The organism is Amylibacter sp. IMCC11727, assembly GCF_029854195.1.
Classification (GTDB): Bacteria; Pseudomonadota; Alphaproteobacteria; order Rhodobacterales; family Rhodobacteraceae; genus Amylibacter.
This window is the reverse complement of sequence record NZ_CP122960.1, coordinates 1,270,402-1,292,562: the sequence shown is the minus strand read 5'-3', so window position 1 is coordinate 1,292,562 and position 22,161 is coordinate 1,270,402. Positions and strand designations below refer to the sequence as shown.

General features: G+C 53.3%; 19 protein-coding genes. 7 read left to right on the top strand and 12 right to left on the bottom strand.

Annotation, left to right across the window (positions count from 1 at the left end; genetic code table 11):
- Position 1: 1 nt before the first annotated feature.
- Entirely contained in the window at positions 2–2,518 is a 2,517-nt protein-coding gene (locus QBD29_RS06640) for an Hsp70 family protein (RefSeq protein WP_040180089.1), read from the top strand.
- Positions 2,519–2,750: 232 nt separating this feature from the next.
- Positions 2,751–3,311: a hypothetical protein gene (locus QBD29_RS06635; RefSeq protein ID WP_175304821.1), complete on the top strand. Its 561-nt coding sequence runs from the start codon at positions 2,751–2,753 to the stop codon at positions 3,309–3,311.
- Between the two features lie 332 nt (positions 3,312–3,643).
- On the opposite strand, the gene QBD29_RS06630 is transcribed toward QBD29_RS06635, so the two are convergent.
- Together QBD29_RS06630 and QBD29_RS06625 are read right to left on the bottom strand one after the other, a co-directional pair.
- On the bottom strand, positions 3,644–3,946 hold the full coding sequence (locus tag QBD29_RS06630) for a hypothetical protein (protein ID WP_040180092.1): 303 nt from the start codon (positions 3,944–3,946) through the stop codon (positions 3,644–3,646).
- 16 nt (positions 3,947–3,962) lie between these two features.
- The gene (locus QBD29_RS06625) at positions 3,963–5,513 is read right to left on the bottom strand and encodes a relaxase/mobilization nuclease domain-containing protein (protein WP_040180093.1); all 1,551 of its coding nucleotides are present in this window, start codon (positions 5,511–5,513) and stop codon (positions 3,963–3,965) included.
- On the opposite strand from QBD29_RS06625, the gene QBD29_RS17305 reads away from it, so the two are divergent.
- Positions 5,513–5,788 carry a hypothetical protein gene (locus tag QBD29_RS17305; protein ID WP_347936361.1) on the top strand — a complete coding sequence of 92 codons (276 nt, stop codon included), beginning with the start codon at positions 5,513–5,515 and terminating at the stop codon, positions 5,786–5,788. The genes QBD29_RS06625 and QBD29_RS17305 overlap by 1 nt on opposite strands.
- A gap of 191 nt (positions 5,789–5,979) precedes the next feature.
- Here the strand turns inward: QBD29_RS17305 and QBD29_RS06615 are convergent, their stop codons facing one another.
- Positions 5,980–6,825 carry a hypothetical protein gene (locus QBD29_RS06615; RefSeq protein WP_040180095.1) on the bottom strand — a complete coding sequence of 282 codons (846 nt, stop codon included), beginning with the start codon at positions 6,823–6,825 and terminating at the stop codon, positions 5,980–5,982.
- 372 nt (positions 6,826–7,197) lie between these two features.
- Between QBD29_RS06615 and asnB the strand changes: the two genes are divergently transcribed.
- Positions 7,198–9,012, top strand: a complete 1,815-nt coding sequence (gene asnB / locus QBD29_RS06610) for an asparagine synthase (glutamine-hydrolyzing) (protein ID WP_280100519.1) — start codon at positions 7,198–7,200, stop codon at positions 9,010–9,012.
- On the opposite strand, the gene QBD29_RS06605 is transcribed toward asnB, so the two are convergent.
- From QBD29_RS06605 to QBD29_RS06590, 4 genes are read right to left on the bottom strand one after another with little or no spacing between them, the layout of a single operon-like run.
- The gene (locus QBD29_RS06605; protein WP_280100518.1) at positions 9,002–10,324 is read right to left on the bottom strand and encodes an oligosaccharide flippase family protein; all 1,323 of its coding nucleotides are present in this window, start codon (positions 10,322–10,324) and stop codon (positions 9,002–9,004) included. The two genes, asnB and QBD29_RS06605, sit on opposite strands and share 11 nt — an antisense overlap.
- A 29-nt stretch (positions 10,325–10,353) precedes the next feature.
- Positions 10,354–10,692, bottom strand: a complete 339-nt coding sequence (locus tag QBD29_RS06600; RefSeq protein ID WP_280100517.1) for a carboxymuconolactone decarboxylase family protein — start codon at positions 10,690–10,692, stop codon at positions 10,354–10,356.
- A gap of 14 nt (positions 10,693–10,706) precedes the next feature.
- A complete protein-coding gene (locus QBD29_RS06595) occupies positions 10,707–11,471 on the bottom strand; it encodes an amino acid ABC transporter permease (RefSeq protein ID WP_280100516.1) in 765 nt (254 codons plus the stop codon).
- A gap of 10 nt (positions 11,472–11,481) precedes the next feature.
- Positions 11,482–12,222, bottom strand: a complete 741-nt coding sequence (locus tag QBD29_RS06590; protein ID WP_280100515.1) for an amino acid ABC transporter ATP-binding protein — start codon at positions 12,220–12,222, stop codon at positions 11,482–11,484.
- 120 nt (positions 12,223–12,342) lie between these two features.
- Here QBD29_RS06590 and QBD29_RS06585 point away from each other — a divergent pair, with 120 nt between their 5' ends.
- Complete coding sequence (locus tag QBD29_RS06585; RefSeq protein WP_280100514.1) at positions 12,343–13,119, top strand: transporter substrate-binding domain-containing protein; 777 nt, start codon at positions 12,343–12,345, stop codon at positions 13,117–13,119.
- A gap of 228 nt (positions 13,120–13,347) precedes the next feature.
- Here the strand turns inward: QBD29_RS06585 and hutU are convergent, their stop codons facing one another.
- The 3 genes from hutU to hutI are packed head-to-tail and all read right to left on the bottom strand — an operon-like array spanning position 13,348 to position 17,739.
- Positions 13,348–15,015 (bottom strand): urocanate hydratase, encoded by a 1,668-nt coding sequence (gene hutU / locus QBD29_RS06580; protein WP_280100513.1) that lies wholly within the window; start codon positions 15,013–15,015, stop codon positions 13,348–13,350.
- 22 nt (positions 15,016–15,037) lie between these two features.
- On the bottom strand, positions 15,038–16,567 hold the full coding sequence (hutH, locus tag QBD29_RS06575; RefSeq protein ID WP_280100934.1) for a histidine ammonia-lyase: 1,530 nt from the start codon (positions 16,565–16,567) through the stop codon (positions 15,038–15,040).
- A 5-nt stretch (positions 16,568–16,572) separates the two neighbouring features.
- A complete protein-coding gene (gene hutI, locus QBD29_RS06570; RefSeq protein WP_280100933.1) occupies positions 16,573–17,739 on the bottom strand; it encodes an imidazolonepropionase in 1,167 nt (388 codons plus the stop codon).
- A 119-nt stretch (positions 17,740–17,858) separates the two neighbouring features.
- Here hutI and QBD29_RS06565 point away from each other — a divergent pair, with 119 nt between their 5' ends.
- Complete coding sequence (locus QBD29_RS06565) at positions 17,859–19,232, top strand: formimidoylglutamate deiminase (RefSeq protein ID WP_280100932.1); 1,374 nt, start codon at positions 17,859–17,861, stop codon at positions 19,230–19,232.
- Positions 19,232–19,921, top strand: coding sequence for a GntR family transcriptional regulator (locus tag QBD29_RS06560; RefSeq protein WP_280100512.1), 690 nt, complete (start codon positions 19,232–19,234; stop codon positions 19,919–19,921). The genes QBD29_RS06565 and QBD29_RS06560 overlap by 1 nt, the downstream gene beginning before the upstream one ends.
- Before the next feature lie 8 nt (positions 19,922–19,929).
- On the opposite strand, the gene QBD29_RS06555 is transcribed toward QBD29_RS06560, so the two are convergent.
- Positions 19,930–20,622 (bottom strand): HAMP domain-containing sensor histidine kinase, encoded by a 693-nt coding sequence (locus tag QBD29_RS06555; RefSeq protein ID WP_280100511.1) that lies wholly within the window; start codon positions 20,620–20,622, stop codon positions 19,930–19,932.
- Positions 20,623–20,647: 25 nt separating this feature from the next.
- The gene (locus QBD29_RS06550; protein ID WP_280100510.1) at positions 20,648–22,135 is read right to left on the bottom strand and encodes an extracellular solute-binding protein; all 1,488 of its coding nucleotides are present in this window, start codon (positions 22,133–22,135) and stop codon (positions 20,648–20,650) included.
- Positions 22,136–22,161: the final 26 nt, after the last annotated feature.

Genomic DNA, 22,161 nt, shown 5'->3' with positions numbered 1-22,161 from the left:
ATTGTATCTCGGCATTGATCTTGGAACCTCAAACTCAGCAGTTGTCGGCCATATGGATGGATCGACGCGCCTATTCAAAACAGCGGATGGCACGGATGTACTGCCCAGTGTGATATATCTCGACAAACGCGGACACCGTTTCATCGGTAAGTCTGCGTATGACCGCCTTTTGTCAGCTCCCAAAAATGTTGCTGCCGGGTTCAAACGTTCAATGGGAACAAAAAACCCCGTTACCTTTGCAGGGCAAACGTGGACACCGGTTGAATGTAGCGCGGAAATAATCAAAGCACTGGTCGGGCAAGCGATGACCGAAGCCGGTGGCCAAGATATTGAAGGGGTTGTTATCACAACGCCAGCCGCGTTCAATCAGATGCAAAGTGAAGATACGATTGCTGCTGCACGATTGGCGGGGCTGGAGCAAGTTAGTTTGCTACAAGAACCCGTAGCGGCCGCCCTCGCGGCAATCTCTCACAGTAAGCAAAAAGATGGCGTCTTCCTCGTCTATGATCTCGGCGGGGGTACTTTTGACCTCGCACTCGTGATGAGTACCGCAGGTGTTGTAAACGTTATCGCTCATGAAGGGATCAACATGCTGGGCGGGCGTGATTTTGATCGGATAATTTTTGATAGCATTGTACGCCCATGGCTATTGGAAAACTTTTCCCTTCCGACAGACTTTCAACGCCATGAAAAATACAACCACCTTTCGACAATGTGTAAGCATGCTGTTGAAAAAGCGAAAATTCTTCTCTCAGCCTCGCCAACTACGTCCGTTTTCGCCACCGAAGATGAAATTAGAATGACCGACGAAGACGGAGAGGAAATCTATGTTTCGATTGATCTTACCCGCAACCAAATCAACGATTTAATCAGAGACCGAGTGGATGAATCAATTGATCTGTGCCGAAAGATCATATCTGACAATGGGTACAGGAACGAAGACATTTCAAAAATCGTTCCAATTGGCGGCCCCTCTAAGATGCCTGTTATTTGGGACATGCTAGAGGCCGAATTAGCTATTAGGGTTGAAAGAGGCCTTGACCCTATGACCGCAGTCGCAACAGGAGCTGCCATTTTTGCCGAAAGCCGCGAATGGGATGGAGAAAGCTCCTCCCAAAAAAGTGGCAAGCAAAAAGAAACTGTGACAGGCAGTGTTTCTTTGGCAATCGATTATAAGTCCCGCGTCTCGAGCGAAACAGCAAAAGTCCGTCTCAAACCTGCACCAGATATGCCGGCGGGGCATGAGGTGGAAATTTTGGATGAAGAAGGCTCTTCTACTGGACGCATTCCCCTTTCTGGCCCGCTCAGCATCAACGTTACCGCCCGGAAAGATGGTGACAACCGTTTCAAGATTACGGTATTTGATCCGCATGGAAAGACGGTGCCAGATGCATCCCGCGAAATCGTAATCAGCAAATCCCAGGCAAGCGCAGCAAGTGTTCCGATGACCTATACGCTGGCTGTTAAGGTTCAGCACGGCCTCGTTGGGTATGAGCGCAATAAACTAGAAGTACTTGTCAAAAAAGGAACTGCCTTGCCTGCACGGGGTAAAAAATCTTTCCGTGCGGGCAAAACACTGACCGGTGGAGAAGATGATTTTATCGCCGTGGAATTTTACGACATGGTCGAGGAAATAGACACGCCGGAACATAATCTGCACATAGGAAACTTTCATCTGAGCTGTCGTGACGAACTTGAGCGCGGGGAACGGATTAATCGTGGTGATGATTTTGTCATTGATTGGCAAATGAGTGACAATGGCACCCTGAGCTTTGCCGTGGAACTTCCTTCTCTGGGGCGCGTTGTCGATGCCACCAACCTATACCGTTCAGCCGATGGCGGTATCCCGTACGATGGAGAGCGCGGCGCAGAGCTGGCGGCAACCATGCTGGCTCGCGCGGAAGGCGACTTGGAAGATCTGGATGGTACCTTGGATGAAAATGCCGATCCCAGTGGTAACATTAGGAAGCGTATTGAGCGCCAACATTCTGCACTTTCCACTTCTGTAGATGCTGACACACATCGTTCCGTAGCAGAAGAAGCGCGTAAGATCAGACAAGATATCGCACTGCTGAAAATGGCCCCTGAGAATGAAGAAAGGGTTCTTACTGAAGAAGTATCCAAGGCAGAAACCTCTTTTGATGAGCTTCGCGATAATGCTCAGGGCGTCGATGCAGAACGCCATGACAAATTGCTTGTTTCCGCCCGCCGTGAGATTCGTGAGAAAAATTATGACGCTGCACGCCGTTCTTTGGACGAAATGCAGGGCATCCGCATGAAGGTTCTTTCTGAAACCCCGGACTTCCTGATCGCCATCTTCAAACAACTAGCTGAGGAGCATACACTAGCAGTGGATCCCGAGCTTCATGAACGCCTTATTCAAGCTGGAATCGAAGCTGTGCAATCTAACGATGTCGAAGGCCTACGGGCTGTCATTGGGCAAATGTTCGGCAATCGTGTTTCCACTGGCGCAGATGCCGCAGAGATTGTTGAGCTAGCACATCTGTTGGGAACCTGACCAAAAATCAATTTATGGAAACGCCTCCACATTCCTATAAAAAAAATGTGGGTGGCGTTTCCGTTGAATTGCAAAACGGCTCTCCACGCATATTCCCGCTCCCATCCAGAATAAGGTTCCTACCGCACAAGCACCCCATGAACAAATCTTCCGAATTCCGCATCTACTATTTCCGCGCGCGCATAGCCACTGAAGCCAAGCGTCTTGAGGCCAACATATGACGCGGCATCTTGTGGCGGCTGACGGCACCCTGACCGACACCAGCGGCGTGGCGGTAACGCCGCAGGTGATCGACAGCACCCGCCTACATGTCGCTCACCTCACACCACATATATTGACGGTCGATTTGCCCAAGGGCGACCGGGTTAATATTCTTGTCGAATATTCCTGCCATTGCTGGACCAGAGCCTTTGAAACCGCAGAACACGCGGGCCAGGTGCAAATCATGGACGGCATACGCCCTCGCGTATTTTGCCCGCATCGGTTTGCGGCCTCAACGGATCTGGCGGAACTGCTTGGAACCTTGCCGCAAAACCGCCTTTACCTTACGCCATCAGACCGAAATTATGGCACATATAACGCCACGATGATGTTGGGTGATGGAACGGCCTACACCGCCTTTTTCACGCTTCGCCCCCACAAGGGCAGATTCGACGGCATCCGGCACAAACTGCGCCTGTTTGTCGAAAGCGCCCACCATCGACCGCAGCCAGAAAACGGTCAGAAAGTGAAAATTGCAGTCGTCATCGGTCAGGCGCTCAAAGGCAAAAAGGTCAAATATTTCAGGCGCTAGAACGACCGAAGGAGCCACCTTTGCAGGCAACTCCTTGGCTATCTCGACGCTCTCTTCGGCCTAGGCCTTATCCACTATTCCAGTTGGACAACTTGCGTTGCGGAAGGAACCTCACAGTCGATCTGGTATCCTTATGGGGAGGAATATAGGTTCAAATGCGTTACCTGTCAATTAACGCCGCGCGCTCGACTTCCCAGTTTTAACGCTCTGCACATAGCCAAGAAATCAAAAGGCAGGCCATAGCTGGCCTAATATTCGGACGGTTAGACCATCCCTTTACTGCCATTCACATAGCCCTCCAAAGCTAAAATTTCAACATTATATGACACAAATCATAGCTGCGGTGGCGGCGCTACTGACATGACCATCTGCCCCACTTTTAGATCCTTGGCGTTCAGGCCCAGTTCTCGGATGATATATTCACCACCTCTGCCACTGATATTTCGACAATACCCGTTGCCTTCCTCGTCGATGAACAGACAACGGATGTTGCTGTAGTCACCCCAAACCCCTGCAAGGGCCATCAACGGAACGCCTTCGGGCAAACATGCCACCTTTTCAAACGTTCGGTAATCGATGCCATAGTCGCGGGACTGCCCGTAGGACATGGTAAAGTGATCAAAGGGTAAACTCATCTATTTTCCTTTCGTTTCAAAGGCCATGACTATGGCCGCGCTCTTGTTCATTCAGGTCTCGTTCAGCCGTTGTTCGGCGCGTTTCGCTAACTTCAAGCTGGCCTCTAAGCCCTCTTGAAGCGTCTCGTAGGTCTGCTCCTCTGTCAGCAAGTCGGCCAATGTGGCGACCGACAAGAGATGCGATTTCATCAGCAGCGCCACGCAATGCGCCAACCCATTCACTTTGCTCTCGATCCCGTTCGTCGAGCGTGCTTCCAAGGCGCGCAATTCCTGCGCTGAGGTTTCGCAGGCCGTCACCAACCGCTCGACGCAGGCGAGCAAATCGCGTTCCAAGGCTGTCAGGGGTGTCGTCATTTATTGCCCCCTGATTTCGATGCAGATGATCGGTGTTCCCGCCATCGTGCAGGTTTTCATTTCGGTCTGATCGGGATCCAGCGTCAGCCAAATCTGCCCCGCCTGTTCGATCCGTGTCAGGCCCAGTTCCGTCAGCTCCGAACGCGTCAAAAAGGTCATCCAGAGCCAGCTCACCGCCACGGTCGAGGTGATCCACACCAAGATCAGCCCTGCGATCACCCAAGGCGATATCGTCAGCCAACGCCGGATCGTCTCGCTGCGCCTCTGCAATTCGCTCCTGCTGTCGCTCAGAAAATAGCGGATATCGGTCTCGATTGTATTCAGCGCGCTTGTCGCAATGTCGCTGAAATCGGTCCTGAAGATCTCCAATTGAGAATTCATCAAGGTGGCATGTTCCTGTCGGATCAAGTCCAGATCCGCGTTCAATTTCTCGCTCAGCCGGGGTGGCTTGCCAGTTTTCATTGAAAATCTCTCCTTTCAGCCGCCAGCGTTCGCCGGTTTCCGGGTCTTTGGCGGTGATGTAGTTTTTGCTGGCGCGGGGAATATCGAAGCCCGCATCTGTCAGAGCATCGACCATGCTGGCACGGTCAGTGATGCTGCCAATGCTGATCTGATCAAGAATCCAGTCATGCAACTCATCGCGGCCCTGCGCACGAGTTGGAGCCTCAGCCACCACCTGCACCTCTTGGGTGCGCTCCAAATCCATCGGATCGGCCCAGCCGTGAGTCTTGTTCATCAGGTCACGCAGGCTGTCATAGGCATTCTGATAGCCGGGTGGTGCAATGTTCAGACTGTTGCCTGTGGTCAGTTCCAGCCGAGGCGTACAAAAATGCAGCTCAACGCGATCTTCGTGGGTATGGCGGACCCAGAGCATATCATATTGCTCAGGGTCCATTCCCGCAAAGGCCAGCCCTTCGAAGGCGTCCATGACTTCGAGCTGCTGGGTCTCAGTCGGTGCGTCCTCAATAGCAAAGCTGATGACACCCGCGCGATAGGTCCATTGATTGTTGCTGGCGTCAATCAGCGCCTCGGTGCGATCAGGATTGCCCCGCAAAACCTCCGGCAGCGGATGCCGCGTGACTGTCTGGGGCTGGCCATCGGCATCGCGGATCAGGTCGCGGTTGTCATCATAGGCCAGCACCTCATCCGCGATCAGATAGCCGACAGGACCGGCCCCCACGCCTTTGCCATTGGGAAAGAACTTGATCAGCATTGCCGCACCTCATCGAGGAGCTGGGCAAGCTGACGTTCGATCACCACGAGCTGACGCGCGAGGGCCAGCGTGTCGAGCTCTATTCGCCCCGCCAGCAAAGCTCGGTTCGTAGCCCGAGCGATCTGGTTAAGGTTACCGCCGATGCGCCCGACCGCCAGCCTCAAGGCCGGATCGACGCGTGGCATTGGCTTGCGGCGGCGCGCCTCCGTCAGGCCAAGCGCCTCACGCAAGAGGGTCGCAGCGGGAACGCCAGCCGCCTCAGCCTTGGCGCGTAGTTCTGCCTTTTCAGCCGCGTTGCACCGAAAGACAAATGTCTCGGTCAGGGCTGCTTTGGCGTGGGGCTTGCCCCCGCCGGTGGGGTTCGAAGGGGAGGCTTGCCACCCCTCGCAAGGTCCCGTGTCAGATGCGCCAGCGTATGACATGGGTCGCCTTGCTCTTTGCACTGAAGACGGTTCTGTTTTCCCCATCAGCCAAGCCCTGCCGCCTGAATTTGCAACGGCGTCACCAGTTCAGCCGCCAAAAGCGCCGTGATTTGGCTGGGCGAAATATGCCGACAAAGCGGGCTGCGATCTGCGATCCAAACCGCCAGCCCTTTCAGCGCCTCGGCCTCTTTGGCTTTCGCGGCCTCACGCTGTATCTGGGCATCGCAGACATACCGCTGCCAACGCTCAGAGCTGAACCAATTGTCCGAAAAGCAAACCTTGGAACGGGTGAAACCCGCGCTTTCACTGGCATAGGATTGAACAGCCTCGATCAGATCGGCAGCAGTGATACCACTCGTCAGGATCTCCCGGATCGCCAACAAGCAATCCGCTCTCCGGCGGATGCGATCCTCGGGATATGCCGCCAAGATTTTCTCAGCTTCATCATCCACCACCCCGCGCGAAGGATATGGATTTATATTTGGTTTATATCTGTTCTTATAGGATTTGCCCTCAGGGGCAGACGGCTTGCCCTCAGGGGCAAATGTATCATTTTCCCCTTTGGCCCACTCGATCTGCCCATTTGGGCAAATGCAATCGCCCAACGCGTACCAGCATGTTCGATCATAACGATCATCGCTGAAGCTCCCCTTCAGGATCAGCTCTGATTTGATCAGCTTATCCAACGCCGTGCGGATCTGTTTTTCTGTCAAATACGGGAACAACTCGGCGAAGGCGGAGATTGAGTTGTAGGTCCAATAGCGCCCATCCCGCAAATTGCGCCGGTTGGCTTGGTTCTTCTCGATCCAGAAGGTGATATTCTGGAAAATCACCGCTGCGTTCAGCCCTACCAGTGCGGCGATGTCAGGATCAAAGCTATGGCGGCTCATTGAGCGCCCCAAACCGGCGTCAGAACCGCAGGAATGCCCCCGATTTTACCGGTATCATGTTCGCCGATAGTTCTGGATTTGTCGTGATACCTATTTCCACCTAATAGCCTGTCAAATAACGATAAAACATTGGATTGCAAATCCGTGTACACCGGTTCGATTCCGGTACTCGCCTCCATTTTTTCCGAGCATTGAAATCCGTCAGCGTAGCACATGCGTTGTTATGCGTTTCGCGAAAGGCTTATGTCTCAGGTTTTTCGCGAAGCGCTCTAATCCCGCCTTCAAACAGGCAGCGCAGGCCATTGATTTCCAATTTGATTTTTTGCGCACTTAAAGTAATGACAAAGAAGAGGTTACTATTTTGTGAGTATCATGTGTGGTTTTGTCACCATCGTTCGCAGGAATGCGCCCGTTACACTAGCAGAATTGCAAACGGCAATGGAGGCATTGGTGCATCGTGGACCAGATGCTGTCGATTACCACATCGAAACGCTGAACGTTCCAGGTGGCCAGGTTAGTATCGGAATGGGCCACGCGCGCCTTTCTATTCTTGATCCCAACCCACGTGCGAACCAACCCTATAAAACCGCTAAGAGTATTATGGTTTACAACGGGGAAGTGTTTAACTTTCAGGCGCTGAAATCTGAACTTACTGCGGCAGGTCATCAGTTTGCAACGACAGGTGATACGGAGCTTTTATGCTCGCTGATCGAAACCGTAGGGCGCGATGCTTTGAAACGCTTGAACGGTCAATGGGCCTTTGTTCATGCGGATAAACAAAAAAGCAAAATACTTGCTGCCCGAGATCGTTTCGGCAAAAAACCCTTCTTTTTCACCAAGAACGATCAACAATTTGTCGCCGCTTCAACCTGTCAGGCTGTCGCATTGGCAAGCAAATCGGCGCTTCGATTTGATCACAGCTATTTAAACAGTTTTCTTCATTTTGAGAGTACGCTTCTGCACGAAGAAAGAACCCCTTACGTTGGTATTTCACAACTAAAGCCCTCGCATTCTTTGGAGCTTGATCTTGGGGAATGGCATTTTGAGACGGTCCCCTATTTCGATATGACCGAGCATGTTGCACAATCTGATCTTAAGCCTGCACATTTGCCTGATCTATTGGTGGATGCGGTTGTGTCTCGCATGGTGTCGGATCGCCCTGTGAGCCTGTTGTTGTCTGGTGGCATCGACAGCAGCTTGATCCTGTCAATTCTACACGCTCAAGATATGATGGATAATGTGACCTGTTTTATTGGCGACAGCGGTAAAACCGAAGACGCGCAGTACGCACAGGCCTGTGTCGATCAGTTAGGATTGTCAGCCAAGACGATCAAAATTGAAACGGACAAAACTGCATTTGATCAGTTTTTACACCTTTGCAAAAATCAAGAAGCTCCCTTCGCCAATCATGGCATGATGTCCATGTCCGCAATGTACAGAGCTATTGCCGAAACAGATTGTAAAGTGGTCTTGGATGGAACGGGGGGGGACGAAGTGTTTGGCGGGTACTGGGACAGACAGTTTCCGCTTGCTTTGCGGGCCGCGCTAAAGTCTGGAAATCTGCCATGGATTGGCTCGTTCTTGCGCTCAAACGGTTCTGATTGGCGCCGTATTGCGCGGGCATTTAAACAGATGATACAGCCCCCGTCCCAGTATGTTCCGCCCTCAGTTTTGAAATATGCTCATAAGAAAACTGCGTCTTCGGGATGTCCACTTGCCGATGGACGTCTGTCTTTTGACGAAGCGTTAGCACAAGACTTAATCGGTGGCAGAATGAGCGATTGGCTCTGGCAAAACGATCGGAATGCCATGTCCTTTGGACTTGAAGCCCGCAGCCCTTTGATGGATTTTCGTCTTTCTGCGTATTGCAACACAGGGTACGCGCATAAATTTCAAGGCAATTTTAATAAGATGGAATTGCGAAGGGCATTTTCGCATTTCCACGAACTTCCGACACAATGGCGATCAGACAAACAAGGATTCAATTGGCAATCCCAGAATTTCCGCGAACACAACAAGCGCCAACTAACGGATCTCATTGCTGAATCACGCAGCCTTTCCACCGTTTTGGATCGTGACCGCCTCCTTCATGATTGCCAAACTGATCCGACCATAATTCAAAGCCATGTTTTTGAACGCGCTTTTACACTTGCTGGTGTTGAGCAGAGCCTAAGCGTCACCGTGTAACGTTTCGCTTAGCCTGCGAATGCGTCAACATCCCCATGACGCTGGTGTCCACGTTCAAAGTGCGCAGCGCTTGATACCACAGGGCGGCGCACCAGATGAAAGTGGCGCAGACAACGGCGACTGATGCGCCCCAAATGCCGAATTTCGGGATCAAGATCAGGCACAAGAACAGATTCAGCGCAATGGCAAACCCTGTCAAAATCAGTTCGCGTTTTTGCTGCCCTACCATCATCAAAAGTGCGCGTGGCATCCCAAAAAAGCTGTTGATCACAGGCAACGCGAACAAAACCATCATCGGGCCAAATGCGGGCTTATATTGCGCTCCAAAAATCAACGCGATCAGCGAAGGCCCTGCCACATAAAAAAAGATGGGCAAAATCAAAGACACAACAAAGGAAATCCGCGCCAAAGTGCGCGCTGTCTGTGCAATGCTGCGCCAATCGTCTGCTTTGTGGAAAAAGGCAAATCGCTGGTTCGCAATCATGTTCAGCGCGGCGTAAGCCAGGCTCGATAGAATGGCGATCTGACCAGCCAGCCGATATTGCCCAACCTGTTCTAAGTCTGCGAAAAATCCAAGAACGAGGATATCCACATACACCAATCCCAACGTCAGGGTTGCGCTGCCTACAAACGGCAGGCTTTGAGGAATCCAAACCTTGGGCTGTAGGTTGACACGCGCCGATGTCAGCGCGGGCGGGGTAACACGGTTCAACAGCCACAGTCCGATCCCATAGCTGATGAAAGTCGCGATGCAATAAATCACGAGGGCCGCGTCAAGTGTGATGCTTGGCAACCAGACCAGCCCACCGAAAATCAGCAGGCAAATCAAGATTGGCCGTACAATGGTTTCGGTAAGTTGTGACAGTACGGGGCGATTCAAACCACGCAAAATCGCAATGCGCAGCGCGGCGTTTTGGCTAATCAGGATCGAAAGCAAGACGGCTGCGACCCCAATTAAGCTTAGATTAATGGGAAAAATTTGCGCTGGGACAAGCCAGAAAATGACGGCCACCCCCGCCAGTGCGCCCGTATAACACAAAGACAAACGCCCCCCCAGATGCGCGATGGATCGCGTTTGGGACCACGCGCCGCTTTGATGGCTTTGGGAGGCATATTTCACCAGCATCGTGCCCCAGCCATTGGTGATAAAAACCTGCCCGAAAATGATTAACGCCAAAGCATAGGCATAAGCCCCAAAGGCCGCGATATCGAGAACGCGGGTCAAAAGAACCGTCATACCAAAGGACAAAACCGCCCCTGCAATCCGCAGCGCAGCCAACCAAAACCCATCTTTCAGCAGCCCCATCAACATGCGTGTTTTGGCCTTTCGCGCCCAGCAACCTATCCGTTGGTAAATTCGTCGTATGCTTCCAAGGCCTTAGCCCCATATGCGATCGACGGTCCACCCCCCATGTAACCGATCATTTCCAAGGCTTCGCATAATTCTTCACGCGTCAGTTTTAGTCGCACGAGGGATTTCACGTGAAAGGCAATACAGCTGTCACAGCGGGTTGAAATGGCGATACCAAGCGCGATTAACTCTTTGGTTTGCTCGCTTAGCACACCGTTCTTTTTGGCCGCGGCGGACATTGTGTTGAACCCTTTGAACATCTCTGGGGTTTCTTTTTGCAACGCGCCAATGCGCCCAACTGTTTCATTGAAAAATTTGGTCCAGCTCATGTCGTGGCCTCCTGTTATTTGCTTTCATCTGATCCCATTTTGCGTTCCAGCCACCGCACGCCTGAGCTGATGATCAGCACAAGCACGAGGTATTCAAGGATCAGCAGGGTATAAATTTCAAGCGGGCGATATTCTGTCACCACCAACTCGTTTGCGCGGCGGGTCAATTCCTGCATCCCGATCACGGACGCAAAGGCGGACATTTTCACGATATAGATAAATTGGTTCGCCAAGGGCGGCAGAATGCGTTTGATCGCTTGGGGCAAGATCACATAGCGCATGGTCTGAGCGTAATTCAGGCCTACTGTTTTGGCCGCTTCGGTCTGGCCTTTGTTGATGGATTGAATGCCAGATCGGTAGATTTCGGCGGTAAAGGCGCTGTCCGAAATGGCAAGCGTGATGATTGCCCCCCAAAACGCATCAATGCTGACGTTGATACCAAAGGATTTCAGCACAACAGGCAGGCCGTAAAACACCCAGAATAACATCGGCAACAGAGGAATAGCGCGAACAAATTCGATGTACACACGCGATGGCAGGCGAATCCAACGATTGGCAGACATGCCTGGCAACGCCACCAGAAGCCCAATGACCATCGACAAAACTGCGGCGATGATCGACAGCAGAATTGTGGCACCAAATCCGTTGAGCAAAAATCGGATGTTGTTGTAGCCCGATTGCGTGGTTGGGTCGATCACATACCAGCCCCAGTTGCCGCTGGCCGAACACCCCGTCAGTGCCAAAAGCGAAACGCATAAAAGAACGGTTTTAGTCTGCATCACGTCGTCCTTAGTGCTGTAAAATCTGGCTGAGGAATTGTTTGCACCGCTCTGATTTCGGTGCTTCGAAAAACGTGTCAGGTGGGCCCGTTTCAACGATGGCCCCCTCGTCCATAAAGATCATGCGATCCGCTGCTTTGCGGGCAAACCCCATTTCATGGGTCACCACAACCATGGTCATTCCGTCTTCGGCCAGATCAACAATCACATCGAGCACCTCTGAGATCATTTCAGGATCAAGCGCGGATGTGGGTTCGTCAAACAGCATGATCTTTGGCTCCATGCACAAAGACCGTGCAATGGCCACACGCTGTTGTTGCCCGCCTGACAGTTCATTTGGTTTTTTGTGGGCCTGATCTGGGATGCGCACCCGTTCAAGGTATTGCATTGCCCGTTCTTCGGCTTGAGCGCGTGACATGCCCCGTGCTTTGATCGGGCCAAGGGTCAGGTTTTGCAAAATCGTCAGATGGGGAAACAAATTGAACTGTTGAAACACCATACCCACTTCGGATCGGATTGCGTCGATGGATTGATTGTCAACCATTTCAATGCCGTCCACCATGATGGTGCCAGTGTCTTTCTCCTCAAGCGAATTTACACATCGGATCAGTGTGGATTTCCCCGAACCAGACGGCCCGCAAACGACCACACGCTCTCCGTGGGCCACGGTCAAATCGATGTCGCGCAGTGCTTGGTAATCGCCGTACCATTTATTCAGGCCCTTAATCTCAATCGCGTTGGCGTTACTCATCCAGAATAGCTCCTTGAACATCTGCTCAAATACATTAGCTTTTGAGCCCTAACCTGTAAGGGAAACAACTCGCGCCACCACAGACCTATCTGGCTGACCGCGCGAAAACTAGGAGAAATCATGCGTATTTTGAAAAAACTGGGCCTCGCGCTCGCGGCTGCGACGGCTCTGATGGGGGCACCTGCCACCGCTCAATCGGCGCTAAACGATATTTTAAGCAATGGCGTTTTGAAAGTTGGCACAACAGGCGATTGGAACCCTATGTCAGTGCGCGACCCCGCCACAAACAAATACAAGGGTTACGATATTGACGTGATGACCCAATTGGCCACCGACATGGGTGTTGAACTGGAGTTTGTAGCCACAGACTGGAAAACACTGGTGAACGGTGTTGTAGCGGGCAACTATCACATGACAGGGTCTGCTTCTATCAGCCCGGCACGCCTGAAAGCGGCGGGGTATTCCTCAAGCTATATTTCTGTGGAAATTCTGCCTTTCACGACCTCTGACAAAGCGGATCGTTTCAACGGATGGGACAGCATCAACCAAGCAGACGTCAAAGTGGCCACAACTCTTGGCACAACGTTTGAAAAACTGGTGCGCGAATGGTTCCCGAATGCAGAAATCGTTGTGGTTGAGGCCCCTGCTCGTGGCTATCAAGAAGTGCTGTCTGGCCGTGCGGATGTGTTTGTAACATCCAACATCGAAGGCTCCACACTGACGTCCAAGTTCCCAAATGTGGGTCAGGTGAACGTTGATGCAGCGCGCGCGCCAACACCAATTGCGATGCTGTTGCCACAGACCGATCAGGTTTGGATCAATTATGTGAACAGCTGGATTGAATTGAAAAAGACCCAAGGGTTCTTTGAAAAAACAGCGGAGAAGTGGGGCCTGTAGGGCGTTTCATCACTTCGTAAAACAATGAAAAACGGCGCTGAGGTTCAGCGCCGTTTTTTTTGTCGGTTTGTTGGAATAGTAAACAAACCCTTAACCTAGACGCGTCGTTTAACACGCGTCTCGTATGACGCGTCTGAGTTAGGAATTTGTTAAGGTTGTGAGAGGCATCGCACGCCATAGCCTTGTGAAACACAAGGCTATATTTGCAAACACCCCTCAGCTTTTGCCTTAATTCCCCAAGATCGTCGGCAAACGCAGCCCTTGTTCACGCGCGCAGGCCACCGCCTCTTCATAGCCTGCATCCGCATGACGCCACACACCAGATGCGGGATCGTTCCACAGAACTCGTTCCAACCGCGCCGCGGCCTCATCCGTGCCATCGGCGCAGATCACCATACCTGCGTGCTGGCTAAAGCCCATACCGACCCCGCCCCCGTGATGCAGGGAAACCCATGTGGCCCCCGATGCTGTATTGATCATCGCGTTCAACAGCGGCCAATCGGATACGGCGTCAGAGCCGTCTTTCATGGATTCAGTTTCACGGTTTGGCGATGCAACCGACCCACTGTCCAAATGATCGCGGCCAATCACAACAGGTGCGGACAGTTCGCCGTTCTTAACCATTTCGTTAAAGGCAAGGCCGAGCTTGTGGCGCACCCCCAAACCAACCCAACAAATACGCGCAGGCAAACCTTGGAAACTGATCCGCTCACGCGCCATATCCAGCCAGTTGTGCAGATGCGGGTCGTCCACCAATTCCTTCACTTTTTGGTCCGTCTTATAAATATCTTCCGGGTCGCCAGACAGCGCGGCCCAACGGAACGGACCAATCCCCCGACAGAACAAAGGTCGGATGTAGGCAGGCACAAAGCCAGGGAAAGCAAAGGCATTTTCCAGCCCTTCTTCCAGAGCAACTTGGCGAATGTTGTTGCCGTAATCGAGCGTTGGCACACCAGCATTCCAGAAATCCACCATGGCTTTCACATGCACTTTCATGGATGCCCGCGCAGCCTGTTCCACCGCTTTGGGATCACTTTCGCGCTTTTCACGCCACTGCGCCATGCTCCACCCTTGTGGCAAGTACCCGTTGATCGGATCGTGCGCTGATGTTTGATCGGTCACGATATCAGGGCGCACACCGCGTTTCACCAGTTCAGGGAAGATATCCGCCGCATTGCCGAGCAGGCCGACAGATTTTGCTTCGCCCGCTTTGGTCCATTTGTCGATCATGGCGAGCGCTTCATCCAAAGTATCGGCCCGCTCATCCACGTATTTCGTGCGCAGACGGAAATCGATGCTTTCAGGATTACATTCAACCGCCAAACAGCATGCCCCTGCCATCACCGCTGCCAATGGCTGTGCGCCACCCATGCCGCCCAGACCACCTGTCAGAATCCATTTACCCGTCAGATCCCCATCGTAATGCTGGCGCCCTGCTTCGACAAAGGTTTCGTATGTGCCTTGCACAATGCCTTGCGAGCCGATGTAAATCCACGATCCCGCTGTCATTTGGCCATACATGGCCAACCCTTTTTTATCCAACTCGTTAAAGTGATCCCATGTAGCCCAATGGGGCACGAGGTTAGAGTTTGCGATCAACACGCGCGGGGCATCGGTGTGGGTTTTAATCACTGCAACTGGCCGCCCAGATTGCACGATCATGGTTTCATCCGCATCCAAGTCTTTCAGCGTGGCCACCATCGCATCAAAGTCAGACCATGTCCGCGCCGCGCGGCCAATGCCGCCGTACACCACCAATTCATGCGGGTTTTCAGCCACATCTGGATGCAGGTTGTTCATCAACATGCGCAAAGGGGCTTCGGTCAGCCAGCTTTTCGCGTTCAGGTCCGGCCCTGTTGGCGGAAATACATCGCGGGTGTTTTTACGATCGTTCATCTGTCAAATCCTCTTGTCCAATTCAGGCCCACAACTGGGGCATTTCAACGTTCACTGCTTTGATCATCGCGCCGGAAGCAACCAGTTCAGAGGCTGCCGCAATATCTGGGGCCAAATAGCGATCCTCTTGCAAACGCGCCACATCTTTGCGCAGCCGTGCGATACTGGCGGCCATTGGCCCACTTGTGGTCAACGGTGCGCGGAATTCGATCCCTTGGGCCGCGCACAGCAGTTCCACACCCAAAATTCCATGCAGATTGCCCAGCATTTTTTGCAATCGGAACGCCCCATGGGCGGCCATGCTGACATGGTCTTCTTGGTTTGCGGATGTGGGCGTGCTGTCGGTCACACAGGGGTTTGCCAGATGTTTGTTTTCAGACATCAAGGCCGCGGTTGTCACCTCTGCAATCATAAGGCCAGAGTTCAACCCAGGTTCTGGTGTCAGAAACGGCGGCAGATCAAAACTGAGCGTTGGGTCCACCATCAACGCAATGCGTCGCTGCGATATTGCGCCAATTTCAGACACCGCCAGCGCAATCATATCCGCTGCAAAACCAACGGGTTCCGCATGGAAATTGCCCCCTGATACGATCATATCCGCATCGGTCAGAACCAAAGGGTTGTCCGTTGCGGCATTGGCTTCGATTTGCAGGGTCATGGCCGCTTGGCGCAGGATATCCATCGCCGCTCCTGTCACTTGAGGCTGACAGCGAATGCAATACGGGTCTTGCACACGGCTGTCCCCTTCGCGATGACTTTCGCGAATTTCCGATCCATCCAAAAGTGTCCGCATTGTTGTGGCGGCTTCTATCTGGCCACGATGGCCGCGCAGATCGTGGATTTCAGGCTGCAACGGTGCCGTTGAGCCCATGATCGCATCTGTAGACAGGGCCGATGTGATCAACGCCGCTTGTGCTGCATCCCATGCCCCAAACAGACCAGACAGGGCAAAAGCCGTGGAAAATTGCGTGCCGTTAATAAAGGCCAAACCTTCTTTGGGGCCGAGTGGCACTGGCGTTAGACCCGCCGCATTAAGCGCCGCTGCACCTGACATCACCTTGCCTTCAAATTCTGCCTCACCCTCGCCGATCAGAACCGCTGTCATATGAGCAAGCGGTGCCAAATCACCCGAAGCGCCGACCGAACCTTGCGATGGGATCACAGGTGTCACGCCACGTGCCAGCATGTCTTGCAAAAGGGCAATCAACTCCCACCGCACGCCAGATGCACCACGCCCAAGCGCCAGCAGTTTCAAAACCATAATCAACCGCGCATGGGCCCGTGAAATCGGCTCTCCCACACCACAGCAATGGGACAGGATCAAATTGCGCTGCAATGTGGCGGTATCTTCGGGTGCGATTTTCAGGCTGGCCAGTTTGCCAAACCCTGTGTTCACCCCATACACCGCCGCGTCCCCTGCTGCCGCCTGCGCGATGCGCGCTGCTGCCGCTTCGACCGCTGGCTTGCACGCTGGATCGAGTGTGACCGCACGCTCTTCGCGCAGAACAGTTGCCAAGTCAGCCAGCGTCACAGCCCCTGGCGTTAATTCCATCACGCTCATAGCGCACCTCCGACAATACGTTTATGTAGTGGGTTAAACCCAATGCGATACACCAGTTCAGCTGGTGTTTCCGCGTCCCAAACTGCCAAATCCGCACGAAGCCCAGCCGCGATCACGCCGCGATCTGTCAGGCCCAGCGCTTGGGCCGCAACCCGTGTCGTGCCAGCCAATGCCTCTTCGCAGGTTACCCGAAACAGGGTGGACGCCATGTTCATGGCCAGCAACAAAGACGTCATCGGTGATGATCCAGGGTTCGCATCCGTAGCAACCGCCATCGGCACCCCATGTTTGCGCAGCAATTCGATGGGCGGTGCCTGTTCTTCGCGTAGGGTATAAAACGCACCAGGCAAAATGACCGCCACAGTGCCCGATGCTGCAATCGCGGCCACGCCTGCTTCGTCCAGATATTCGATATGATCTGCTGACAGCGCCTTATACCCTGCTGCCATTTTGGCCCCACCAAGGTTGGACAATTGATCTGCATGGATTTTCACAGGCAAGCCCAAATCCACCGCCACATCAAACACCCGCGCCACCTGATCTGGCTGAAACGCGATGCCTTCACAAAACGCATCTACCGCATCCACCAAACCTTCGGCGTGCGCGGCGTGCAGGGCGGGAATGCACACCTCTTCAATGAACGCATCATCGCGGCCAGTATATTCGGCAGGCACCGCATGGGCACCCAAAAAGCTGGTTTTGATGGTCACGTCGCGTTGTTCTGCCAACGCACGAGCCGCACGCAACATGCGCAGCTCGGTTTCCACATCCAAACCATATCCCGATTTCACTTCTACCGTGGACACACCCTCTGCAATCAGCGCGTCTAACCGTGGCAACGCGCCGCGCACCAATTCCGCCTCGCTTGCCTCGCGTGTGGCAGAAACAGTGGACACAATTCCACCCCCAGCGCGGGCCACTTCTTCGTAGGACGCGCCATTCAAGCGCATTTCAAATTCCATCGCACGATGGCCGCCAAACACCAAATGCGTGTGGCAATCAATCAACGCGGGCGTCACCAAACGCCCGCCCAGATCAACCGCTTCAATATCCGCATATTGTGCAGGCAGATCGGCCACGACCCCGACCCATGCGATTTGTTCACCGTCCATCACCAAGGCATCCGAACCATCCAATCCATAGGCAGCGTCGCCCACGGCCATTGTCGCAATACGGCAGTTTTTCAAAAGGGTTTGGGTCACAACGGCCTCCGATAGGATTCTCTCTTGCTCTCCATTTCGTATGGTCTTATTAATATTATGTCTATACATAAAAAGTGACGCTGATGAATATTTTTGCTTCCCGCGCCTATCTTTCCGATGGGTGGTCAAATGATGTGCGACTGACCCTTGACGGCACTGAGATCACTGCGATTGCATCAAACGCAACGCCGCAAACGGGTGACACCCGTGTCGACACCCTGCTGCCTGCCTTGTCCAATCTGCACAGTCACAGCTTTCAGCGGGCCATGGCGGGTATGACCGAATTTCGTGAAAAAGGCCGCGAAAGTTTTTGGACCTGGCGCACGCTGATGTATGCGTTTCTGGACCATCTGACCCCAGATCACATCAGTGCAATTGCGGCACTCGCGTTTATGGAAATGCAAAAAGCAGGTTATGCGGCGGTTGGGGAGTTTCACTATATCCACAACGCGGCTGGGGGCACGAAATACGATGACCCAGCCGAACTGTCTTCGCGTATCATAAAAGCCGCGCAAGACACGGGGATTGGCCTGACCCATCTGCCGGTACTGTATTCCTACGGGGATATTGGCGGCAAACCATTGGCTGGGGGGCAATTGCGGTTTGGCAATTCTGTTGATGAATTTGCCGCGCTGGTGGACCGTTGTAAAACACTGGTCCGTGACATGCCCAATGACACAGCGGTCGGCATCGCGCCCCATTCCCTGCGTGCCACGACCCCTGCGGACCTTGCCCAAATCCTCGGCCAAACGCCTGACGGGCCTATCCACATTCACATTGCAGAGCAAACCGCCGAAGTTGACGCCGTTCAGGCCACGCTTGGGGCGCGCCCTGTTGAATGGCTGCTGGATCATGCGGATGTAAACGACCGCTGGTGCCTGATCCACGCCACCCACATGAGCGATGCAGAAACCACCGCCATGGCTCACAGCGGCGCGGTGGCGGGACTTTGCCCTGTGACAGAAGCAAACCTAGGCGACGGTATTTTCAACGGAAAGTCCTATCTAAACGCGGGCGGTGCGTTTGGGGTGGGCACCGACAGCAACGTGAATATTTCGCTAACGGAAGAGCTGCGTTTGTTTGAATATTCCCAACGGCTCCACCACCGAGCGCGCAATGTTTTAGCCCCAGAAGGCGGATCAACGGGCACAACGCTGTATACCCAAGCCGCTAAAGGCGGTGCGCAGGCGCTCGCCAGAAACAATGGCGAAATCGCGGTTGGTAAACTCGCTGATCTTGTGGCGATCAACAGTAATGACCAACGCCTCTGTGCCTTGCCCCCGTCTCAACTGTTTGACGGGTTGGTGTTTGGCGCAAACGACAGTGTTGTCACCGATGTATGGTCCGCGGGACGCCACAATGTTCAGAAGGGCCGTCACATTCAGGAAGACGCCATCCTTGAGCGTTACAGACATGCGATCAAAGACCTGACATCGCGGATTAGGGACGTCTGATGCGCACAGGGTATCAGGATATTAAAGACCACATCCTGCACCAAATCCGCAGCAATGTATGGACACCTGGCACATTGCTTCCAGGGGAAATTGATCTGGCTGAAAGCTTTGGTTGTGCGCGTGCCACCGTCAGCCGTGCCATGCGCGAACTGGTGGATGAGGGTATATTAGAACGCAAACGCAAAGCGGGCACGCGGGTGAAATCCTCGCCTACACGGCGGGCGCAATTTGCCATTCCAATCATTCGCACCGAAATCGAAGATACGGGTGCGCCCTATCGGTATGATCTTGTGGAACGGCATGTCCTGCCCGCCCCAAACTGGCTGCGATCCCGATTGGATTTACCAGAGTCCGCATCCGTTTTGCACCTGAAATGTATGCATTACCAAGGCAACACGCCTTATCAGTTCGAAGATCGTTGGATCAACCTTGCCGCAGTTCCACAGGCCGAAAGCTATGCGTTTAAAGATATTGGCCCCAATGAATGGTTGGTGCAAGAAGTGCCGTTTACGGATGGCAATTTGGAATTTTCCGCCACCAATGCCACCGAAGATATCGCCGCGTTTTTGGGCGCACCCGTGAATGCGGCCCTGTTTACGGTGGAACGCACCACATGGCTCGCCGATGTCAGTGTCACATTCGCACGGCTGTATTTTGCCCGTGATTACAAAATGACGACGCGCCTGTAACGGGCGGCTCACATCGGGAAATACAACGTAAATCCTGTGCCATGGCCCGTGTCAGGTGGGGTCCACGCCAATTCACCGCCATAAAACTCAACAATCTTTTGCACCGTGGGCAGGCCCATGCCACTGCCTTCCACATCATCGCGAGGACGCAGTGTTTTCATCACCTCGAACACGCGTGTGCGCTGGTTTTCAGGAATGCCAGGACCATCGTCAGACACATGCAGCGCCACGCGCACCCCTTCCCCCACAGAGCGAATAGCAAAGCGCCCGTTTGGCCCAGTATGGTGCTTTATCGCGTTTGACAGCAGCGCCACCAACATCACTTCGCAATCACGGGTTCCCATCCAGAGTGTTTCATGCTCGAAGGCTACATCCAATTCAAACCCGTCGGGCACATGACACAAGCGCACAGCTTTTTGCCACGCCTCTGACAGGATCACTTCCTTGATGTCTTGTTTGCGCCCGACCCGTGAGTAGGTCAGCAGATCGAGCAGCATCTGATCCACTCGCCTTGCATGGGTTTTCATCAATCCCAAGTATTCGCTTACAGCCTCTGGAATAGACTGACCTTCGGCTTCTAAATCTTCGCTGATCCATTGCGGGATTTCGGCCAAGGCGCGAACGGAGGCCCGTACATCATGGCTCAGAACATAGATAAACTCGTCAAAATTGTCGGATTTCGGCTCCATCTGTCCGTCCATTTGGCTCTCCTTCGTGATCCATGTATTAGGTAATATCTTTCAACAGTTTACGCGTATTTTTTGGGTATTTTTGGCGCAACTCCGCCCAGCGTTTTTTCTGTTTGGTTTTGTCCGACCGGTTTGTAATCAGCCGCCAGCGCATGGCCGCGCGTTCCATCGCAACTTTTGGAGATACCTCTTGGCGCAGGGCCCGTTGCACCCAATCCCCCAAGGCACGGAAATATTCGCCCTGGTTTTGGAGGTACAAATCGGGGATCGCGTTTTCCATGCTATGACGATGCACTTTGAGAAACGCCTTGGAATACGCCGCTTGAATGCCAGCATCTTCGTAATGTTCGGGGCGAAACGGATCGAAATACCCATCGGTCTGGCGCACCGCGAGCGTGGACATAGACGGGGTCGAGGCAAACAACGCAAACAAATACGATATTTCTGGCAACGGGCTGTTGCGGGTTACAACGTAATTCCACCCCCAGTTGAAATATGGCGTAGCCAGCGGTTGCCCGTCAACCTGCCCACCAGGTAAGGGGCCAAAAACCATATTGTCGCGCATCTGAGATTTGGACCCGTTGAAATACTTTTGTGATCCGCCCCATCCAATGTTGCAATACACATCCCCGCGCGCGAACCGTTCCCAGTTTTCAAACAGCCCAAGGCGTGTGCTGTCGGGGCATAAATGCGCACTGGCCCGCACCATATCTTCGAGTGCTTCCACCCCCGCATCTGTTGCGATTTGTGGCTCCATGTCTGTTGAAAACGGCCAAACCCCTTTGGCATGAAAGCGTGCCCACCATTCCCACGCAACATAGGCAGGCGTGCGAAACAACAAGCCCCCCCACATCCCATCGTCGGGGCGGTTGAAAAATGCCATTTGCTGATCCAATTCGCCCCAAGTGTCTGGGCGGGATAACGGGGCCCCGAAACGATCCGCATACCGCGCCTGTTCGGTTTCATCTTGTAACCATTCTTTGTGATAAAACATCACATAGGCATCGCCATCCGTTTGAAATCCATAGATTTCTTCGTCAAACTTGTCGCCGACACCATACAGGATATCATCCCGAAATCCCGCAGGTTCATAAATGTTGGCAAACGCCGTGATCGGTAATATCGCCCCTGCAGAGGCCAAATCTGGCAGGCCAAAGGTGGCAGGCAGAGCCACATCAAACCGCTTGGCTTGGCTAAACGAATCCAACAGCAATTCAGTGTTAATATCATCTACAGGAGTTTCTTTGACTGTGACCGCAACCCCAGTCATATCCACAAATTTCTGGATCACTGGCCACACGTTTCCCCCTGCCCCGTTGGGCAGCAATATTCGCAACTGTGGCGCAGACTCTCCTGCCAAGTGCCGCACGCGATCCGCAATCTTTTGTTCGAAATCAGGGGGTGTCGTGGCCCGTGTGCCCCCCCCTGTGAACGGCAAAGCAACACAAGCGGCCAGCGCACCCAAAACGCGGCGACGTGGCATATTTTGGGGCATGTGATACACGTTCACCCTGCGTTTGATCATGAGAGCAGCCCTTGGGAAATCATCCG

Excerpts from the sequence above, each read along its gene's own strand:
- QBD29_RS06630 (WP_040180092.1), bottom strand. The coding sequence starts at position 3,946 with ATGAGTTTACCCTTTGATCACTTTACCATGTCCTACGGGCAGTCCCGC.
- QBD29_RS06625 (WP_040180093.1), bottom strand. The coding sequence starts at position 5,513 with ATGCTGATCAAGTTCTTTCCCAATGGCAAAGGCGTGGGGGCCGGTCCT.
- QBD29_RS06615 (WP_040180095.1), bottom strand. The coding sequence starts at position 6,825 with ATGAGCCGCCATAGCTTTGATCCTGACATCGCCGCACTGGTAGGGCTG.
- asnB (WP_280100519.1), top strand. The coding sequence starts at position 7,198 with ATGTGTGGTTTTGTCACCATCGTTCGCAGGAATGCGCCCGTTACACTA.
- QBD29_RS06605 (WP_280100518.1), bottom strand. The coding sequence starts at position 10,324 with ATGTTGATGGGGCTGCTGAAAGATGGGTTTTGGTTGGCTGCGCTGCGG.
- QBD29_RS06600 (WP_280100517.1), bottom strand. The coding sequence starts at position 10,692 with ATGAGCTGGACCAAATTTTTCAATGAAACAGTTGGGCGCATTGGCGCG.
- QBD29_RS06595 (WP_280100516.1), bottom strand. The coding sequence starts at position 11,471 with ATGCAGACTAAAACCGTTCTTTTATGCGTTTCGCTTTTGGCACTGACG.
- QBD29_RS06590 (WP_280100515.1), bottom strand. The coding sequence starts at position 12,222 with ATGAGTAACGCCAACGCGATTGAGATTAAGGGCCTGAATAAATGGTAC.
- QBD29_RS06585 (WP_280100514.1), top strand. The coding sequence starts at position 12,343 with ATGCGTATTTTGAAAAAACTGGGCCTCGCGCTCGCGGCTGCGACGGCT.
- hutU (WP_280100513.1), bottom strand. The coding sequence starts at position 15,015 with ATGAACGATCGTAAAAACACCCGCGATGTATTTCCGCCAACAGGGCCG.
- hutH (WP_280100934.1), bottom strand. The coding sequence starts at position 16,567 with ATGGAATTAACGCCAGGGGCTGTGACGCTGGCTGACTTGGCAACTGTT.
- hutI (WP_280100933.1), bottom strand. The coding sequence starts at position 17,739 with ATGGCCGTGGGCGACGCTGCCTATGGATTGGATGGTTCGGATGCCTTG.
- QBD29_RS06560 (WP_280100512.1), top strand. The coding sequence starts at position 19,232 with ATGCGCACAGGGTATCAGGATATTAAAGACCACATCCTGCACCAAATC.
- QBD29_RS06555 (WP_280100511.1), bottom strand. The coding sequence starts at position 20,622 with ATGGACGGACAGATGGAGCCGAAATCCGACAATTTTGACGAGTTTATC.
- QBD29_RS06550 (WP_280100510.1), bottom strand. The coding sequence starts at position 22,135 with ATGATCAAACGCAGGGTGAACGTGTATCACATGCCCCAAAATATGCCA.